Origin of the sequence: Pseudomonas sp. PDM16 (assembly GCF_014851865.1) — a bacterium.
GTDB lineage: Bacteria > Pseudomonadota > Gammaproteobacteria > Pseudomonadales > Pseudomonadaceae > Aquipseudomonas.
This window is the reverse complement of the sequence record NZ_JACVAM010000001.1, coordinates 950,607-968,706: the sequence shown is the minus strand read 5'-3', so window position 1 is coordinate 968,706 and position 18,100 is coordinate 950,607. Positions and strand designations below refer to the sequence as shown.

At 63.5% G+C, this 18,100-nt stretch carries 19 protein-coding genes and 1 pseudogene; 7 read left to right on the top strand and 13 right to left on the bottom strand.

The window, feature by feature from the left end; all coding sequences use genetic code 11:
• Position 1: 1 nt before the first annotated feature.
• From IB234_RS04515 to IB234_RS04495, 5 genes are all read right to left on the bottom strand, one after another.
• Positions 2-1,318, bottom strand: a complete 1,317-nt coding sequence (locus IB234_RS04515) for a DUF1329 domain-containing protein (RefSeq protein ID WP_192314503.1) — start codon at positions 1,316-1,318, stop codon at positions 2-4.
• Positions 1,319-1,493: 175 nt separating this feature from the next.
• Complete coding sequence (gene trmB, locus IB234_RS04510) at positions 1,494-2,165, bottom strand: tRNA (guanosine(46)-N7)-methyltransferase TrmB (RefSeq protein ID WP_225580416.1); 672 nt, start codon at positions 2,163-2,165, stop codon at positions 1,494-1,496.
• Between the two features lie 215 nt (positions 2,166-2,380).
• A complete protein-coding gene (locus IB234_RS04505; protein ID WP_192314497.1) occupies positions 2,381-3,172 on the bottom strand; it encodes a thiazole synthase in 792 nt (263 codons plus the stop codon).
• A 17-nt stretch (positions 3,173-3,189) separates the two neighbouring features.
• Complete coding sequence (gene thiS / locus IB234_RS04500; protein ID WP_192314494.1) at positions 3,190-3,390, bottom strand: sulfur carrier protein ThiS; 201 nt, start codon at positions 3,388-3,390, stop codon at positions 3,190-3,192.
• Positions 3,391-3,469: 79 nt separating this feature from the next.
• A complete protein-coding gene (locus IB234_RS04495; protein ID WP_192314490.1) occupies positions 3,470-3,847 on the bottom strand; it encodes a DUF423 domain-containing protein in 378 nt (125 codons plus the stop codon).
• 65 nt (positions 3,848-3,912) lie between these two features.
• Here IB234_RS04495 and mtgA point away from each other — a divergent pair, with 65 nt between their 5' ends.
• The gene (mtgA, locus tag IB234_RS04490; RefSeq protein ID WP_192314487.1) at positions 3,913-4,656 is read left to right on the top strand and encodes a monofunctional biosynthetic peptidoglycan transglycosylase; all 744 of its coding nucleotides are present in this window, start codon (positions 3,913-3,915) and stop codon (positions 4,654-4,656) included.
• Here mtgA and IB234_RS04485 read toward each other — a convergent pair.
• From IB234_RS04485 to ftsY, 6 genes are all read right to left on the bottom strand, one after another.
• Positions 4,592-5,284: a lysoplasmalogenase gene (locus IB234_RS04485; protein WP_192314484.1), complete on the bottom strand. Its 693-nt coding sequence runs from the start codon at positions 5,282-5,284 to the stop codon at positions 4,592-4,594. The two genes, mtgA and IB234_RS04485, sit on opposite strands and share 65 nt — an antisense overlap.
• 92 nt (positions 5,285-5,376) lie before the next feature.
• Positions 5,377-5,979, bottom strand: coding sequence for a hypothetical protein (locus tag IB234_RS04480; protein WP_192314481.1), 603 nt, complete (start codon positions 5,977-5,979; stop codon positions 5,377-5,379).
• Positions 5,980-6,038: 59 nt separating this feature from the next.
• Entirely contained in the window at positions 6,039-6,893 is an 855-nt protein-coding gene (rpoH, locus tag IB234_RS04475; protein WP_192314478.1) for an RNA polymerase sigma factor RpoH, read from the bottom strand.
• A 115-nt stretch (positions 6,894-7,008) separates the two neighbouring features.
• Entirely contained in the window at positions 7,009-8,019 is a 1,011-nt protein-coding gene (ftsX, locus tag IB234_RS04470; protein ID WP_192314475.1) for a permease-like cell division protein FtsX, read from the bottom strand.
• On the bottom strand, positions 8,019-8,687 hold the full coding sequence (gene ftsE / locus IB234_RS04465; protein WP_192314472.1) for a cell division ATP-binding protein FtsE: 669 nt from the start codon (positions 8,685-8,687) through the stop codon (positions 8,019-8,021). The genes ftsX and ftsE overlap by 1 nt, the downstream gene beginning before the upstream one ends.
• Positions 8,684-10,111 (bottom strand): signal recognition particle-docking protein FtsY, encoded by a 1,428-nt coding sequence (gene ftsY, locus IB234_RS04460; protein WP_192314456.1) that lies wholly within the window; start codon positions 10,109-10,111, stop codon positions 8,684-8,686. Before ftsY ends, ftsE begins: the two co-directional genes overlap by 4 nt.
• A gap of 127 nt (positions 10,112-10,238) precedes the next feature.
• On the opposite strand from ftsY, the pseudogene IB234_RS04455 reads away from it, so the two are divergent.
• The 4 genes and pseudogenes from IB234_RS04455 to IB234_RS04440 all read left to right on the top strand — a co-directional run.
• Positions 10,239-11,604: pseudogene (locus tag IB234_RS04455) on the top strand (M16 family metallopeptidase); the annotation flags it as partial.
• Positions 11,600-13,078 carry a M16 family metallopeptidase gene (locus IB234_RS04450; RefSeq protein ID WP_192314450.1) on the top strand — a complete coding sequence of 493 codons (1,479 nt, stop codon included), beginning with the start codon at positions 11,600-11,602 and terminating at the stop codon, positions 13,076-13,078. The pseudogene IB234_RS04455 and the gene IB234_RS04450, both read left to right, overlap by 5 nt.
• Positions 13,078-13,671 (top strand): 16S rRNA (guanine(966)-N(2))-methyltransferase RsmD, encoded by a 594-nt coding sequence (gene rsmD / locus IB234_RS04445; protein WP_192314447.1) that lies wholly within the window; start codon positions 13,078-13,080, stop codon positions 13,669-13,671. The genes IB234_RS04450 and rsmD overlap by 1 nt, the downstream gene beginning before the upstream one ends.
• 5 nt (positions 13,672-13,676) lie before the next feature.
• Complete coding sequence (locus IB234_RS04440) at positions 13,677-13,937, top strand: hypothetical protein (RefSeq protein WP_192314444.1); 261 nt, start codon at positions 13,677-13,679, stop codon at positions 13,935-13,937.
• Here IB234_RS04440 and IB234_RS04435 read toward each other — a convergent pair.
• Positions 13,913-14,845: a UDP-glucuronic acid decarboxylase family protein gene (locus IB234_RS04435; protein ID WP_192314441.1), complete on the bottom strand. Its 933-nt coding sequence runs from the start codon at positions 14,843-14,845 to the stop codon at positions 13,913-13,915. The genes IB234_RS04440 and IB234_RS04435 overlap by 25 nt on opposite strands.
• 369 nt (positions 14,846-15,214) lie before the next feature.
• Here IB234_RS04435 and IB234_RS04430 point away from each other — a divergent pair, with 369 nt between their 5' ends.
• Complete coding sequence (locus IB234_RS04430; RefSeq protein WP_192314438.1) at positions 15,215-16,381, top strand: nucleotide sugar dehydrogenase; 1,167 nt, start codon at positions 15,215-15,217, stop codon at positions 16,379-16,381.
• A 60-nt stretch (positions 16,382-16,441) separates the two neighbouring features.
• On the top strand, positions 16,442-17,425 hold the full coding sequence (locus IB234_RS04425; protein WP_192314421.1) for a hydrolase: 984 nt from the start codon (positions 16,442-16,444) through the stop codon (positions 17,423-17,425).
• Here IB234_RS04425 and IB234_RS04420 read toward each other — a convergent pair.
• Entirely contained in the window at positions 17,422-18,084 is a 663-nt protein-coding gene (locus tag IB234_RS04420; protein ID WP_192314418.1) for a TetR/AcrR family transcriptional regulator, read from the bottom strand. The two genes, IB234_RS04425 and IB234_RS04420, sit on opposite strands and share 4 nt — an antisense overlap.
• Positions 18,085-18,100: the final 16 nt, after the last annotated feature.

The following is an 18,100-nucleotide window of genomic DNA, read 5'->3' as shown; positions in this document are numbered from 1 at the left end:
ATCAGATACCTTCGCGGCGCAGCGCTGCGGCGCTGAAGTCGTTCTTCTTAAGTTGCACGCCGAAGTTGTACATCGGCTCGTTGTTATCCAGCCCATCGACAAAGTAGCGGCTGCCCTTGAAGTCGTAGATGGTTTCCAGGGTACTGGCGAACATGGGCACGTCGTAGTAGTTGATCGGGTGCGCCTCCTGCAGACCAATGAGGTTACCGTCCTTGCCATACAGATCAACGGCGAGAATCTGCCAGCTGTCCTCGTCGATGTAGAAACGACGTTCGGCATAAGGGTGGCTATGCCCCTTGCGTAGTTTGGCGTCCACGACCCATACGCGGTGCAGCTCGTGGCGCAATAGTTCGGGATTGACGTGTTTCTTCTGCAGAATCTTCTCGTAGGCAATGCCCTTCTGATGCACGGCGTAGCTGTTGTACGGCACCAGCATCTCCCGCTTGCCTTCCAGCGTCCACTCGTAGCGGTCAGGAGCACCGTTGTAGGCGTCGACCACATCGGAAGTGGCCATGCCACTGGTATCCGGCTGCATGGCCTCATAGGCCAGCATCGGCAGGCGGCGCACGCGACGCTCACCACGACTGAAACGCCATGCCTTACGGATCGCAAGCACTTGATCCAGAGTTTCCTGCACCACAAGCGCCGAGCCGGCCAGTTTGCTCGGCGCAGTGACCACGTACTTGTAGAAGAACAGAGTGTTGTCCAGGTCGGCAGGAGTCACACCATCACGGCCGTAGACGAACAGAATGTCGCGCTCACGTTTGACCAGCGTGTAGTCACCACCCGCGAGTACTGCCGCATGGTTGGTGATCATACGGGTCTGCTCACCGCGGTAGCGGGTAATATGGTTCCATATCACTTCCAACCCACTCTGCGGAATTGGAAACGGAATACCGGCAGCAGCTCCTTCGATACCGTTGCCACCGGCGATCAGCGATGCGTTGGTTGCGTTGTAGCGCGTGGCATCGTAGATACGCTGCGGCGACGCGGCGCTGCGGCGAGTCGGGAACACACGCAGGTAGTAGTCCGGACTGAGTTCAAGAAGCTTCTGGTACCCAGGCGTCAGCAGCGCCTTGTACTGGGCGATGTTGTTCTTGTCGACGCGATACAGCTCGGCATCCGCGGCAAAGGGGTCAGGATGATGCATGCCGGGCTGGTAGCTGGCTGGTGGGGTAACACCTCCCTCCCATGACGGAATGGTACCGGCAGCGTTGCCAGCGCGCTCTCCGCCCAACGGGGTCAGGTCCTGCCCGATACGAGAGGCCTGGGCAGCATCCACACGCGCATGGGCCGGCAGCGCGAAAGCGACGGCCATAGACAGGACTGCAAAAGTTCTCAGCACAGCGTTCTCCTCGCGGCGCACTCGGACGCCGCTTTTCCTATTAACAAGACCGAAAGGTCACGCTTACAGATTGCCGTTGTGAGGTCAGCCTTCCTGGCGCCGGGTGATCCCGGTCGTATGGCCCCGCGTCCCGCAGGGCATTGCATGCTTATTCGCAGCGCTGGAACTTGAGGTCCCAGACTCCGTGGCCGAGGCGCTCGCCACGCTTCTCGAACTTGGTCACCGGCCTTTCGCTGGGGCGCTCCACATAACCGGCGGCTCCCGCCACATTATGGTAGCCCGGTGCCAGCGACATTACCTCCAACATATGTTCCGCGTATGGCTGCCAATCGGTAGCCATGTGCAGCACGCCGCCGACCTTGAGCTTGCTGCGCACCAGTTCGGCGAAGCTCAGCTGGACGATGCGGCGCTTGTGGTGGCGGGCTTTGTGCCACGGATCGGGGAAGAACAGCAGGACGCGGTCGAGGCTGGCGTCGGCCACGCAGTCGCGCAGCACTTCCAGTGCATCGCAGCTGTACACGCGGATGTTGCTGAGGTTCTGCGTGAGCATGCCGTTGAGCAGGGCTCCTACGCCCGGCTTGTGCACTTCCACGCCGATGAAGTCTTGGTCCGGCGCGGCAGCGGCCATCTCCAGGGTGGCGTGGCCCATGCCGAAGCCAATCTCGAAGGTGCGCGGCGCGCTGCGGCCGAATACCTGGTCGAAGTCCCGCAGACCATCGGCCAGATCCAGGCCGAACTGCGGCCAGCCTTGATCCAGGCCTCGCTGCTGACCTTCGGTCATGCGCCCGGAGCGCATGACGAAACTCTTGATGCCGCGCAGCGGCCGCTCGACAGCGCCTTCGTCTGCCGGATCTATTACTTCGCTCATCGGATTCTCTTAGAGCCTGTTTAGGGTTCACCGGCCAGAGCCTGACTGGGCAGCGGCGGGCGAGCAAAAGGGGGTTGACTCGCAGGCGAGCTTACAAAGGGTAGATGAGCATTCGGACTGATCGGCGCTCCTGCCCGTTTCTATGGCACGGATCGCCTAGCGAATGCTCACTTGATCAGCCCATCCAGGGGTGACGAAGCACTGGCGTACAGCTTCTTCGGCATGCGCCCGGCGAGGTAGGCCATGCGCCCGGCAATGATGGCGTGCTTCATCGCCGCACCCATCAGGATCGGGTCCTGGGCGTGGGCGATGGCGCTGTTCATCAGCACCGCCTCGCACCCCAGCTCCATGGCGATGGTGGCATCCGACGCAGTGCCCACGCCGGCATCGACCAGCACCGGCACGGTGGCCTCTTCGAGAATGATGCGCAGGTTGTAGGGGTTGCAGATGCCCAGGCCGGTGCCAATCAGGCCAGCCAGCGGCATCACCGCGATGCAGCCCATCTCGGCCAGCTGACGGGCGATGATCGGATCGTCGCTGGTGTACACCATCACGTCGAAGCCTTCCTTGACCAGCACTTCGGCGGCCTTGATGGTCTCGATCACGTTGGGGAACAGGGTCTTCTGGTCGGCCAGCACTTCCAGCTTGACCAGCTTGTGGCCGTCGAGCAGCTCGCGGGCCAGACGGCAGGTGCGCACCGCTTCCTCGGCGTTGAAGCAGCCGGCGGTGTTGGGGAGGATGGTGTACTTGTCCGGCGAGATCACATCGAGCAGGTTCGGCTCGCCCGGATTCTGCCCGATATTGGTCCGGCGCACGGCCACGGTAACGATCTCGGCGCCGCTGGCCTCTATGGCCAGGCGGGTTTCTTCGAGGTCCTTGTACTTGCCGGTGCCCACCAGCAGGCGCGACTCATAGGCGCGGCCGGCCAGGGTGAAGGGCTTGTCGATGATGGCGCTCATGGCAGTTCCTCGGGCGACTAGCCGCCGCCGATGGCGTGGACGACTTCCAGCTGGTCGCCGTCGTGCAGGACGGTGGTGCCGTGCTGGCTGCGCGGCACGATGTCCAGGTTGAGCTCGACCGCCACCCGCTTGCCAGCTGCATCCAGGCGCACGAGCAGGTCGGCGACGGTGGCATCGTCGGGCAGCTCGAAGGGTTGGCCGTTCAACTGGATGTGCATGGCTAGGCGGTCAGAACATGAAAGGGTCGGCATTCTAGCCCGATCAGCGACCGCGACCAAGGTACGTGCGTGCCATCTGTCAGGCCTGCCCGGAACGCGAGGCCGCCAAGCCCAGGCACAACCAGCCGGCAAGGAAGCACACGCCGCCCAGCGGGGTGATCATGCCAAGCTTGCCCAGGCTGCTCAGCGTCAGGGCATACAGACTGCCGGAGAACAGCAGGATACCGACGACGAACAGGCTGCCGGCGGCCGTCACCAAACGCCTCGGCAAGCGCTCGGCGAGTAGCGCCACGCCGAACAGCGCCAACGCATGAACCAACTGGTAGTGGACGCCGGTCTGGAACACCGCCAGGTACTCCGCACTCAGCTGCCCCTTGAGACCATGGGCGGCGAAGGCGCCCAGCGCCACACCGGTAAAACCGGCTACAGCCGCCAGTAGAAGAAAGACTCGTAACATGATGGGTTCCCGGACAGATGCGATGCGGCCGCTATAATGGCCGCTCCCCAAGATCGAGCCAAGCCATGCTGCGCAACCTGTTTCGCCGCCTGACCAAACTGCTGCTGTGGTTCGTCGTCGGATCGGCGTTGCTGGTGCTGGCGCTACGCTGGATCGATCCGCCCAGTACCGCACTGATGGCCGAACGCAAGATCCAGTCCTGGGTCGATGGCAAACCGATCGACCTACAGCGCAGCTGGCGCCCCTGGCGAGATCTGCCAGACGACCTGAAGATCGCGGTGATCGCCGCCGAAGATCAGAAATTCGCCGATCACTGGGGCTTCGATATCGCCGCCATTCGTCTAGCCCTGCAGCACAACGCCGACGGAGGCAACCTGCGTGGTGCTAGCACCATCAGCCAGCAGGTAGCCAAGAACCTGTTCCTCTGGTCCGGGCGCAGCTGGCCGCGCAAGGTGCTGGAAGCGTGGTTCACCGGACTGATCGAGCTATTCTGGCCGAAGCAGCGCATCCTCGAGGTGTATCTCAACAGCGTGGAATGGAGCGACGGCGTGTTTGGCGCCGAAGCTGCCGCGCGCCACCACTTCAACGTGGGCGCAACCTATCTGTCGCGCCAGCAATCCTGCCTGCTCGCCGCCGTACTGCCCAACCCTCGAGCCTGGAGCGCCAGCCATCCGGGGCCTCATGTGCAGCGCCGGGCCAACTGGATTCGAAGGCAAAGCTACCAGCTCGGCGGCAATCATTACCTCAAGCAACTGTCCGCGCCGCAGCCGCTGGTTCAGTGGTGGCCCGAGTGGCTACCGAAACCCTGAGCCGTAGCAAGCCCCAGGCGATCAGAGCCTGGCCACTAAAGTAACAGCTGACGATCACCAGTACAGCGTGCGGAAAGGGCTGCACGAACTTGTTCACCCCGATCAGCGAATCCGCTACCACGAACAGCATCGCCCCCAGCCACAGAGGGCCCGGCCTGGCCTCCACGCGCCCGGCCAGAATCGCCATGGCCAACAGACAGCTCAGGTAGACCACCACCGGAACCTGCAGCGTCCCGGCCGCCGGCAGCATCCAGGCCGACATCGCTGCCGCATAGAGCACGACCGGCACCGAGCGCCGCCAGCGCCATGGATGGCTACGCCCGAGCAGGCCGAACGCGACGATGAAGGCCAGCTGGTTGACCAGGAAGGCCAGTAGCGCCTGGATGAACAGGCCGTCGCGATCACCGAAATCGAGGAAGAAATCCCCCGCCGCCGCCGCGCCGTAGCCCAGCGCCAGCCAGCGTCCGACCGCCCCAGGGAACGCCCGCCAGGTCAGCACAGCGAACAGCAGCATGGGCAGCGGCTTGAGCAGCCAGCCCAACGGATAGGGTTTCAGGGGCAATAGCAGCAGATAGAGCAAGCCCAGACCGAGGGCGGCGACAAAGCAGCGGCGCTGGAAGGCGGTCATACGAGACTCCCTGTTCGAGACGAACCCCGATCCTGCCGGCAAACCCCGCCCCCCGCCAAAACCTCAAGCGCCAGAAGCGCCGGCCGCAGACGTCAGTGGCTGAGCAGGCGGCGCGGCACCACGCGCAGCAGTTGCAGGCGCTCATCTTTGAGGTGGGCAGTCAGGCCCAGCTGCGGATAGATCCAGGCCTCGCCCTCCGGCAGTTGCAGGCGCAGGCGTGGCGCCCCCAGGCTGGCACTGAGCGTGGCAGCGGAAATGGCCTGCTGCGGGTGCAGGTTGAGCGCCTCGATGCGCTGCCCGGCCAGTTGCTGCAGCATCTGCACCGACTGCGGTTGTTCCGCATCATTGGGTTTCACGCCGCTGGCGGCAGCCAGGCTGTCGCGCTGGGCAGCAGTGAGCGCCAGCTCCGCCTCCAGCGCCCAGGCGCCTGACTCTAGGGCTTGCGCGTCGCGCAGCAACAGACGCGGGCCATCCAGACGCGGCTGCAGCCACAGCTCGGCCTTGGACAGGCGAGCATCGAGCTGGCCCAGGGTCAGGCTATCCTCGGCCAGCGGCTGCAACACCTCGGCCTGCCACTCGCCGAGCCAGGGCATCGGCTCCGCCTTCTCCGCGCGCGGCACCAACCACCAGTAGCCGAGCAGGCAGCTGGCCAGGGCCACGACGGTAAACAGCAGGGCAGGTGGACGACGCTTCACGGCAATGCTCCGGACAGAAAAAAGCCGCACCTGGGTGCGGCTTTTCGAGGTGGTGCTGCTTACGCCTGGATCGAACCTTTCAGCTTGTTCATGGCGTTCTTCTCCAACTGGCGGATGCGCTCGGCGGAGACGTTGTACTTGGCGGCCAGGTCATGCAGGGTCGCCTTCTCCTCGGCCAGCCAACGCTGGTAGAGGATGTCGCGGCTACGCTCGTCCAGGCCTTCCAGCGCTTCGTGCAGGCTGGCGCTAGAGCTGTCGCTCCAGTCGGCATCCTCGAGCTGCAGGGCCGGATCGTAGCGATGGTCTTCGAGGTAGTTGGCCGGCGACTTGAATGCACTCTCGTCGTCGTCTTCCGCGGCCGGATCGAAAGCCATGTCATGCCCGGATAGGCGGCTCTCCATCTCGCGGACTTCGCGCGGCTCCACGCCCAGGCTCTCGGCCACGGCATGCACTTCGTCGTTGCTCAGCCAGGCCAGACGCTTCTTCTGACTGCGCAGGTTGAAGAACAGCTTGCGCTGCGCCTTGGTGGTGGCGACCTTGACGATACGCCAGTTGCGCAGGATGAACTCATGGATCTCGGCCTTGACCCAGTGCACGGCGAAGGACACCAGACGCACACCCATTTCCGGGTTGAAGCGTTTGACCGCCTTCATCAGACCGACGTTACCTTCCTGGATCAGGTCGGCCTGTGACAGGCCATAACCGGCGTAGCTACGGGCGATGTGCACGACGAAACGCAGGTGGGCCAGAACCATCTGGCGCGCGGCCTCCAGGTCTTGCTCGTAGTAGAGACTCTCGGCCAGCTCGCGCTCCTGCTCGGGCGTCAACAGCGGAATGCTGTTCACCGCATGCACATAGGCCTCCAGATTGGCGCCTGGGACTAGGGCATGAACAGGTTGCAGGGAAGTGGTCATCAAAAACCTCCGGTATTACAGGGTCGGCGCAGTCTAGCACCGTCGATCCTCAGACGGGCAACCTGGACGAAAGTTCCCATACAGAAAGCCGAGGATCAGTACAAAAACAAAACTGTTATCGTGGCGCGAGCTCACTCAGATGGCGTGCCACCGCAAGCCAGGCGCCAATGTAACCGAGGAAAACAGCCCCCAACAACAGCGACAGGCCGTCGGCGGTCGGCACCCCGGCCAATGCGAAGTCGCTGCCGTAAAGACCTGCCAGGCGCACCACTGCATCGTTCAGCCAGTCCAGGCCGAACGCCAGCAGGCCCCAGGCCAGCAGACCAGCCCCCAGACCATAGAGAGCGCCCATATAGAGGAAGGGACGGCGCACATAGCCATCAGTACCGCCGACCAGCTTGATCACCTCGATCTCGCTGCGGCGGTTCTCGATATGCAGACGAATGGTATTACCGATTACCAGCAACAGCGCCATCACCAGCAGCAGGGTCAAACCGAAGACGAAACGGTCGCCCAGGCCAAGGATGGCAGTGAGGCGCTCCACCCACTGCAGGTCAAGCTGGGCCTGGTCGACGCCGGGCAGCTCCGACAGGCGCTGGCGCAATGCTTCCAACGCGACCTTGTCGATCTCGTCCGGTGTCACCACCACCACGGCGGGCAACGGGTTGTCCGGTAGCTCGCGCAACGCCTGACCTAGGCCGGACTGTTCCTCGAAGGCGGCCAGACCGGCCTCACGGCCGATGAATTCGGCCTCTGCCACGTCGGGCATGGCGGCAATCTCATCGCGCAGCTGCAGACCGGAATCATCACCGGCCTCAACCTTCAGATACAAGGAAATCTGCGCGGCTTTCTGCCAGGAGCCACCAAGGCGCTCGACGTTGTCCAGCAGCAGGGCCAGGCCCATGGGCAGCGACAGCGCCACGGCCATCACCAGGCAGGTGAAGAAGCTGCCGATGGGCTGACCGACCAGGCGCCCGAGGCTGTCGACCAGGCTGGCGCGGTGGCTCTCGACCCAGGCGGCGAACAGGGTGGAGAAGTCCGGGCCCTCTTTGATCGGCTTGTCGGCCTTGCTCTGCACAGCACCGACGCGTTCGGCGGCCTTGATATTGCGCTGGTTGTCGCTCATCAGCTGGCCTCCCCGTCGCCGATCAGTCGGCCGCGTTGCAGGGTGAGCATGCGGTGGCGCATGCGCGCGATCAGGGCCAGGTCGTGGCTGGCGATCAGCACGGTGGTGCCGAGGCGATTGATGTCCTCGAACACGCCCATGATCTCGGCAGCCAGGCGCGGGTCCAGGTTACCGGTGGGCTCGTCCGCCAGCAGCAGTGCCGGGCGATGCACCACGGCACGGGCGATGCCGACACGCTGCTGCTGACCGGTGGACAGGTCCGCTGGCGATTGCTCGGCCTTGTCGGACAGCGACACGCGCTCCAGCGCCGCGCCGACCCGCTTGGCGATGTCCGGCTTGGACAGGCCGAGGATCTGCAGCGGCAGGGCGACGTTATCGAACACCGTGCGGTCAAACAGTAGCTGATGGTTCTGGAATACCACGCCGATCTGCCGACGCAGGAAGGGAATCTGCGCTGTGGTGATCTGCGACAGGTCCTGACCGGCCAGCAGCAACTTGCCACTGGTTGGCCGCTCCATCGCCAACAGCAGGCGCAGCAGGGTCGACTTGCCAGCACCGGAGTGACCAGTGACGAAGAGAAACTCTCCACGGCGCACGCCAAAACTCAGTTCGTGCAACCCGACATGGCCATTGGGATACCGCTTGCCGACCTGCTCGAATCGAATCATCCCTGTTCCTTCTCCGCAAAGAGTGCCTGAACGAAGTCCTCGGCGACGAAGGTGCGCAGATCGTCGATACCCTCGCCGACGCCGATGTAACGGATCGGCAGGCCGAACTGTTTGGCCAGGGCGAAGATCACCCCGCCCTTGGCGGTGCCGTCCAGCTTGGTCAGCGCCAGCCCGGTGAGGGTCACGGCCTGGTTGAACTGTTTGGTCTGGTTGATAGCGTTCTGCCCGGTGCCGGCGTCCAGCACCAGTAGCACCTCGTGGGGCGCAGTCTCATCCAGTTTGCCAATGACCCGACGGACCTTCTTCAGCTCCTCCATCAGGTTGTCCTTGGTGTGCAAGCGGCCGGCCGTGTCGGCGATCAGCACATCGACGCCACGGGCCTTAGCGGCCTGCACCGCATCGAAGATCACCGAGGCGGAGTCGGCACCGGTGTGCTGGGCGATCACCGCGATGTTGTTACGCTCGCCCCACACCTGCAGCTGCTCGACAGCAGCGGCGCGGAAGGTGTCGCCAGCGGCGAGCATGACTTTCTTGCCCTCGCCCTGCAGTTTCTTGGCCAGCTTGCCGATGGTGGTGGTCTTGCCGACGCCGTTCACGCCGACCACCAGGATCACGTAGGGCTGCTTCTCGGCGGCGATCACCAGCGGCTGCTCGACCGGCTTGAGCAGACCAGCCAGCTCTTCCTGCAACGCCTTGTACAGTGCACCACTGTCGGCCAATTCCTTGCGCGCCACGCGCTTGGTCAGGCTGCCGATGATGGCACTGGTAGCCTCGACGCCGACGTCGGCCATCAGCAGGCGAGTTTCCAGCTCGTCTAGCAGATCGTCATCGATGGCCTTCTTGCCAAGGAACAGGCTGGCCATGCCCTCACCGAGGCTGGCGCTGGTCTTCGACAGACTCTGCTTGAGGCGGGCGAACCAGCCACCCTGGTTGTCGCCGGGCTTGCTTTGCTCGACCGGCACGGGTGCGGCAACCAGTTCAGGCGGTAGTTGCGGCTCGGCCTCGGCAGGCGCTTCGTGGACCGGATGGGTGACCTCACTACCGGCATTGATGCGGAAGCGTGAGAAGGCCGGCTTGGGTTCGTCGGCCAGCTGCGCAGACTCCGCCACGGTCAGGCGCTCGATCGGCGGCTGTACCACTACAGATTCGGCAACAGCTGCAGGCTCGGGGCGCGATTCGGCCACTGGCTCGGCAGCTGGAGCCTCAGCGGGAACCACGACGGATTCGACGCTCGCCTCAGCAGGCGGAACCGTGTTTGCATCGTTCTCGTGCTCAGCAGGAGCGCTGACCAGCTCGGCCGCCGGCTCAGGGAGAGGCTGGCCGGGAGTGACCGGGGCTTCCGGCTTCTTACGCAGCCAGCCAAACAGAGATTTCTTCTCGCCGGGTTGCTCCGGCGATGGCTTGTCGTCTTGGGAACCAAACATGGGTCGCTTGATCTCAGGGGAGCCGCACGGATCGCCGCGCCGCCCCGGAAAAGGATGCGGTATCCTAGCACCTCTTCGCCCGCCGGCGGTACGACCGCCCGGGCCGCCCGACAGGTCAAGAGCCCTTATGACACAACTTGCCCGCCGCTGCGCCGGCCTGCTCCTCACCGCGTTCTGCATGCCCCTGGCAGCAGTCGCCGCCGAACCTCAACCGACCCACGAATTTCAGTTGGACAATGGCCTCAAGGTCATCGTCCGCGAGGATCACCGTGCTCCCGTAGTGGTCTCCCAGCTCTGGTACAAGGTCGGCTCCAGCTACGAGACGCCGGGGCAGACCGGCCTGTCCCACGCCCTCGAACACATGATGTTCAAGGGGAGCCGCAAGCTAGGCCCCGGCGAGGCTTCGCGCATCCTGCGCGACCTCGGCGCCGAGGAGAACGCCTTCACCAGCGACGATTACACCGCCTACTACCAAGTGCTGTCGCGCGACCGCCTGGCCGTCGCTTTCGAGCTGGAGGCCGACCGCCTGGCCAGTCTCAAGCTGCCGGCCGACGAATTCGCCCGTGAGATCGAAGTGATCAAGGAGGAGCGCCGTCTGCGCACCGACGACAAACCGACCTCACTGGCCTATGAACGCTTCAAGGCCATGGCCTACCCGGCCAGCGGCTACCACACCCCCACCATCGGCTGGATGGCCGACCTCGACCGCATGACCGTCGAGGAGCTGCGCCACTGGTACCAGGCATGGTACGCGCCGAACAACGCCACTCTGGTGGTGGTCGGCGACGTCACCAAGGATGAGGTACAGGGCCTGGCCCAGCACTACTTCGGCGCCATCCCGCGGCGTGACGTGCCGCCAGCCAAGGCCCCGCGCGAACTGGCCGAGCCAGGCGAGCGGCGCATCACGCTGCACGTGAAAACCCAGCTGCCGAGCCTGCTGATGGGCTTCAACGTGCCCGGCATAGCCACCAGCGCCGATGCCCGCGAAATCCACGCGCTACGCCTGCTCTCCGCCCTACTCGACGGCGGCTATAGTGCCCGCCTGCCGTCACGCCTGGAGCGCGGACAGGAACTGGTTTCCGGCGCCTCCGCCTGGTACAACGCCTTCGGCCGCGGTGACAGCCTGTTCATGCTCTCCGCCACGCCCAACGTGCAGAAAGGCGTATCACTGGAGCAGACCGAAGCGGGACTGTGGGCGCAGCTCGACGATCTCAAGCAAACCCCACCGAGCCCGGATGAGCTGGCCCGGGTACGCGCCCAGGTGATAGCGGGCCTGGTCTACGAACGCGACTCGATCACCAGCCAGGCCACCACTATTGGCTCGCTGGAAACCGTCGGCTTGTCCTGGCAGCTGATGGACCAGGATCTCGCCGCCCTGGAGGCCGTTACCCCGGCCGACATCCAGAAGGTAGCCCGTACCTACTTCACCCCGTCACGCCTGTCAGTCGCCCACATCCTGCCCGAGAAAGCTGCAGAAGGAGCCCAGCCATGAGCGAGCGCAACGGCATACGTTACGGCCTGCTCGGCCTCGGCCTGATCCTGTTGGTCGGCCTGCTGACATTCATCGCCACGCGCACCGCGCAGGCGCCGACCGATACCCCCGCGCCGTCGACACAACTGGAGTCGCTGGCCACCCTCGAAAGCAAGGCACCGAGCAAGCGAACCCTGGACATCCAGCGCTGGCAGACCGCCGAAGGCGCCAAAGTACTGTTTGTCGAGGCACGCCAGTTACCAATGTTCGACCTGCGCCTAACCTTCGCCGCCGGCAGCAGCCATGACGACGGAGTGCCCGGCCTGGCCGCCCTGACCAACGCCATGCTCAACGAAGGCGTGACCGGCAAGGACGTCACCGCCATTGCCGAAGGCTTCGAGAGCCTGGGCGCCGAGTTCGGCAACGGCGCCTACCGCGACATGGCCATCGCCAGCCTGCGCAGTCTCAGCGCCGCCGAGCAGCGCGAGCCGGCCCTGGCACTGTTCGACCAGGTCATCGGCCAGCCTACCTTCCCACAAGATGCACTGGCGCGGATCAAGAACCAGTTGCTGGCCGGTTTCGAGTACCAGAAGCAGAACCCCGGCAAGCTGGCCGGCCTGCAGCTGTTCGAGCGCCTGTATGGTAGCCACCCCTATGCCCACCCGAGCGAGGGTACCGAACAGTCGATCCCCGGCATCTCGGTGGCGCAGCTGCAGGCCTTCCACCAGAAAGCCTACGCCGCCGGCAATGTGGTGATCGCCCTGGTCGGCGATCTGTCCCGTGCCGAGGCCGAGGCCATCGCGACCAAGGTCTCCGCCTCCCTGCCCAAGGGCCCGGCGCTACAGCGCATTGCCCAGCCCGAAGAACCCAAGGCCGGCCCCAGCCATATCGAGTTCCCGTCCAACCAGACGCACCTGATGCTGGCTCAGCTCGGCGTCGACCGCCGCGAGCCGGACTATGCGGCGCTGATGCTGGGCAACCAGATTCTCGGTGGCGGCGGCTTCGGCACCCGCCTGATGGAAGAGGTGCGTGAGAAGCGCGGCCTGACCTACGGCATTTACTCCGGCTTCAGCGCCATGCAGGCACGTGGGCCGTTCATGATCAACTTGCAGACCCGCGCCGAGCTGAGCGAAGGCACCCTCAAGCTGGTGCAGGATATCCTCGGTAGCTATCTGGCCAATGGCCCGACCCAGAAGGAAATGGACGACGCCAAGCGCGAGATGGTCGGCAGCTTCCCGCTGACCACCGCGAGCAACGCCGATATCGTCGGCCAGCTCGGCAGCATGGGCTTCTATGACCTGCCGCTGACCTACCTCGACGACTTCATGAGCGAAGTGCAGGGGCTGAGCGTGGAACAGGTGAAAGCCGCCATGGCCAAGCACCTGGATGTGAACAAGCTGGTCATCGTCACGGCCGGACCGACGGTCGAGCAGAAGCCACTGCCACCACCCACCGACAAGCCCGCCGAACGGCCGGCCGGCCCGCCGGAGCACTGATGCGCAAATCTCCTGGAAAAAAAACTGTCGAGCACAATGGCAGCGGCCAGCTGCGTATCATCGGCGGCGAGTGGCGCAGTCGCCAGTTCAGCTTCCCCATGGCTCACGGCCTGCGACCAACGCCCAACCGTGTGCGCGAGACGCTGTTCAACTGGCTAGCTCCCTACATCGAGGGCGCCCATGTGCTGGACTGTTTCACCGGTAGCGGCGCGCTGTTCCTCGAGGCCCTGTCGCGTGGCGCCAGCAGCGCGCTGGCACTGGACAGCAACAGCAACGCCATCGCCAGCCTGCGGCAGATCCTCACCACGCTGAAATGCAGCAACGGCCAGCTGCTGCAGACCGATGCCCTGCGCCACCTCGACAACCAGCCGGCCACGCCCTACGACCTGGTGTTCCTCGACCCCCCCTTCGGCCAGGACCTGCTGGCACCGGCCTGTGTGGCGCTGGAAGAAAAAGGCTGGCTGGCCAAGGACGCCTGGATCTATACCGAAAGCGAGACCGCTCCCTCGACCCTGGCCATGCCCGGCAACTGGCGCTTGCATCGCGAACAGAAGGCCGGGCAGGTTTACTACTCGTTGTGGGAGAGGTGCTGAGGCCGTTGAAGGACTTCCTCTATGACAACTTGCCTTACCTGCTGCTGGCAGCCATCGCATTGGGACTCCTCTTCAAGGATCAGGAGATCGCCTTTGACCTGGGCAGCCGCATCAACGTGCGCGAGAGCGGCGGTATCGTGATCGGCCTGGCCGAACAGCGAACACTGGCCCTGCTGGCTCTGCTGTTTACCACCTGGAAAATCCTCGTGCGGCCCCGGCGCTTGCCGCGACCTGCCTCGGCTCAGCCGAGCAAGCCACGGAAGTAACCTATCGTCTCGCGCAGGCCATCTTCCAGCGCGACCTTCGGCTGCCAGCCCAGCCGCTTGCGAGCGAGCGAGATGTCCGGTTGCCGCTGGCGCGGGTCATCCTCGGGCAACGGCAAGTAGGTCAGCCGGGATGCCGAGCCACACAAGGCGATGATGGCCTCGGCGATCTCGGCGATACTGTGCTCGACCGGATTGCCCAGATTCACCGGCCCAACGAGATCGGCCGGACCGTCCATCATGGCGACCAAGCCGTCGATAAGATCCGAGACGAAGCAGAAAGAGCGAGTCTGTGTTCCATCACCGTATATGGTGATGTCTTCACCACGTAGCGCCTGAACGATGAAGTTGCTGATGACCCGACCATCGTGCAGCTGCATGCCTGTCCCGTACGTATTGAAAATACGCACCACTTTTATATCGAGGGCATGCTGCCGGTAATAGTCGAAGAACAAGGTTTCCGCACAGCGCTTGCCTTCGTCATAGCAACTCCTGATACCAATTGGGTTGACCCGCCCCCAATAGCTTTCAGTCTGCGGATGGCACTCAGGGTCTCCATAAACCTCCGAGGTCGACGCCTGAAGAATGCGGGCTCCTGTGCGCTTGGCCAGCCCCAGCATATTGATGGCGCCGATTACACTGGTCTTGGTCGTTTGCACCGGGTCACGCTGATAGTGGATGGGCGACGCAGGGCAGGCAAAGTTGAATATACGATCAACTTCTACATGCAGCGGAAAAGTTACATCGTGACGCATCGCCTCGAAGCGGGGGGCGTTCAAGAGGTCCTGAATGTTACGTCTGCTACCCGTGAAGTAGTTGTCTACCGATAGAACTTCGTGCCCATCTTTCAGCAGGCGTCGACAAATATGTGAACCGATGAACCCGGCCCCACCCGTTACCAGCACTCGCATAGTGAATTCCATTTATTATTTTTTGCCGCCCTGAGGCAGCATGCACGCTGTAAAGCAGTCAGTATTTCAATCTCAGAGAAAGGCAAATCTCCACTGCTGAAAGATGCTATGGCGAGCGAGCACAACCGCTACGCCTGGTGAGGCCTCAATGGCTAGCGCACGCTACGCCAGCGACTGGCACCTGATCGATGACTAACATCCGCCCATCACGCAACATTGAGGCAGTCTCGCTACAGCCTCTAACTACGTCTTTATGACAGACGGCGATGGGATGATAGTTCCAACGCTGAGCATCATGCGCCGTTCGACAGGCGAGACCAGCACCCGACTACTGCTCGAACGGATCAACTATCGATGAAGGCGCTATAGATGAAGATTACCGTTGTCGGCATGGGCTATGTGGGGTTGTCTAATGCAGTCCTGCTATCCCAACAACATGAAGTGGTCGCGCTGGACATCGACGCCGACAAGGTGGATCTGCTCAATCGCCGTCAGACCGCCATTGCCGATCCCGAGCTGGAGGATTACCTGCAGAACAAGCCGCTCAGCCTGCGTGCCACCCTGGACAAGCAGGATGCTTACGAGGGCGCAGAGTACATATTGATCGCCACGCCCTCCGACTACGACCCTCACACCGTTCATTTCAATACCCAAGCGATAGAGAGCGTGATCGGCGAAGCCGTGGCGATCAATCCGGATGCGGTACTGATCATCAAATCCACGGTGCCTGTCGGTTTCACCCTGAAGGCACGCCAGCGCTTCTCCTGCGACAAGCTCATATTCTCGCCCGAATTCCTGCGCGAGGGGAGCGCCCTTTACGACACCTTGCACCCCACACGCATCGTGGTCGGAGAACGCTCGAAACGAGCCCAGATATTCGCCGAGCTGCTGAAGCAATGCGCGCTCAATCAGGACGTAGAGATACTGCTCACCGGCTCGACGGAAGCAGAAGCGATCAAGCTGTTCGCCAATGCCTACCTGGCCATGCGCGTGTCCTTCTTCAACGAACTCGATACCTATGCCTCCAGCCACAGCCTGGACACCCGGCAGATCATAGAAGGCGTTGGCCTCGATCCACGGATAGGCAATCACTACAACAATCCATCCTTCGGCTATGGCGGCTACTGCCTGCCGAAGGACACTCGGCAACTGCTGGCCAACTACCGCGATGTGCCGCAGAACCTGATCCACGCCATCGTGGCATCCAACGACACTCGCAAGGACTTCATCGCCGAGGAGATACTCAAGCGACAGCCCCGGGTGGTCGGAATCCACCGTCTTATCATGAAGAGCGATTCGGACAATTTCCGCACCTCCAGTATCCTGGACATCATGCAGCGGATCATGGCTGCGGGCGTCGAGGTGATAGTGCACGAACCGGGGCTCGATCAAGCCGAACACGCTGGCGCCCGAATCATCGACGATCTGGAAAGCTTCAAGCGCGAAGCCGACGTGATCCTCAGCAATCGCATGAGCGACACGCTCGGCGATGTAGCGAACAAGGTCTATACCCGCGATCTGTTCGGGCGCGACTAAAGCTTCTCTCACCCAGCAGCTGGCCTTAGTCTGGGCTCCTGCCGCACCGAGCCCTGATCGATGTCCACTCTCTTCAATCCCGCCTGGTGGCTGCCCAGCCCACACCTGCAGACCCTCTGGGGCTCGCTGTGCCGCACGCCGCCAAGACTGGAACGACAGCGCGAGCGACTGTGGCTGGAGGATGGCGACTTCCTCGACCTCGACTGGCATGGCCCGCATGAAGCCACGGCGCCGCTGGTACTGGTGCTGCACGGGCTGACCGGCTCTTCCAGTTCGCACTATGTGCTCGGCCTGCAACGGCAACTGGCGGCCCAGGGCTGGGCCAGCGTGGCGCTGAACTGGCGCGGCTGCTCCGGCGAGCCCAACCTGCTGCCGCGTGGCTACCACTCCGGGGTCAGCGAGGATGTGGTCAGCGTGGTGCGCCACCTGCAGGCCAAGCGGCCACTGGCGCCGCTGCATGCCGTGGGTTACTCGCTGGGCGGCAACGTGCTGCTCAAATATCTCGGCGAGAGCGGCGCAGACTCCGGTTTGCAGGGCGCGGTAGCGGTGTCGGTGCCGTTTCGTCTAGACCACTGTGCCGAGCGCATCGACCAGGGCTTCTCCAAGGTCTACCAGGCACATTTCATGCGCGCCCTGGTGGCCTATGTGCGCGACAAGCAGCAGCGCTTCACCGACGAAGGCCATCACGAGCGATTGGCAGCGCTGCAGCAACTCGGCTCGCTGGAAGGCATGCGCACCTTCTGGGACTTCGACGGCCGCTTCACCGCGCCCTTGCACGGCTACACCGATGCCGACGACTACTACCGGCGCGCCTCCAGCCGCTACTACCTGGAACAGATCCGTACGCGCACGCTGATCATCCAGTCCAGCGACGATCCCTTCGTCTTCCCCCACAGCGTGCCCCAGGCTCACGAGCTGTCGGCCAGCACCCGCCTGGAGCTGCACGAGCGCGGCGGCCACGTCGGCTTCATCGGCGGCTCACTGCGCCAACCGGATTTCTACCTCGAGCGGCGCATCCCGGCCTGGCTGGGCACAGGGCTCTAGCCGATCACATCCGCCATCGGCACATGCAGGCGTCCCAACAGCGCCTGCACCGCCTCGCGCGCCGACTCGGTGACGTAGCCGCTCTCCAGCGCAAGGATCTGGTACACGCCACGGCGCATCAGTTGCTCGTTGAGGTCGCCTGGGTTGTTGCGGATGGTGCAGAGGAAGCGCACCCAGGAGGTGAGAATGATCCAGCTGTTGAGGGTCAGAGCCTCGATCTGCTGATCGTCCATCGCCAGCACGTCGGCGGCGACGAAGCCCTGGTAGATATCGGTGGCTGCCTGCAGGCAGCGATGGGCGAAGGCGCGGTAACGCTCGGCCAGCTCAAGGTCGCTTTCCAGCAGGTGCTCCAGGTCGCGGTGCAGGAAGCGGTAGTGCCACATGGCCGCCAGCAGCGCCTCCAGATAGAAGGTCTTGTCCGCCACCGTCAGGGCACGGCCCTCGGGCAGGCGCAGGAACACGTCGACCCGGCCTTCGTACTCGGCGAACAGCTCGGCGATGATCGCCTGCTTGTTGCGGAAGTGGTAGTACAGGTTGCCCGGCGACATGCCCAAGTGGGCGGCGATATGGTTGGTGGTGACGCTGCGCTCGCCCTGGGCATTGAACAGCTCCAGGCTGGCTTCGACGATGCGTTCACGGGTCTTGTTCTTCGGGGCCATGGTTCGGCTCACGCGG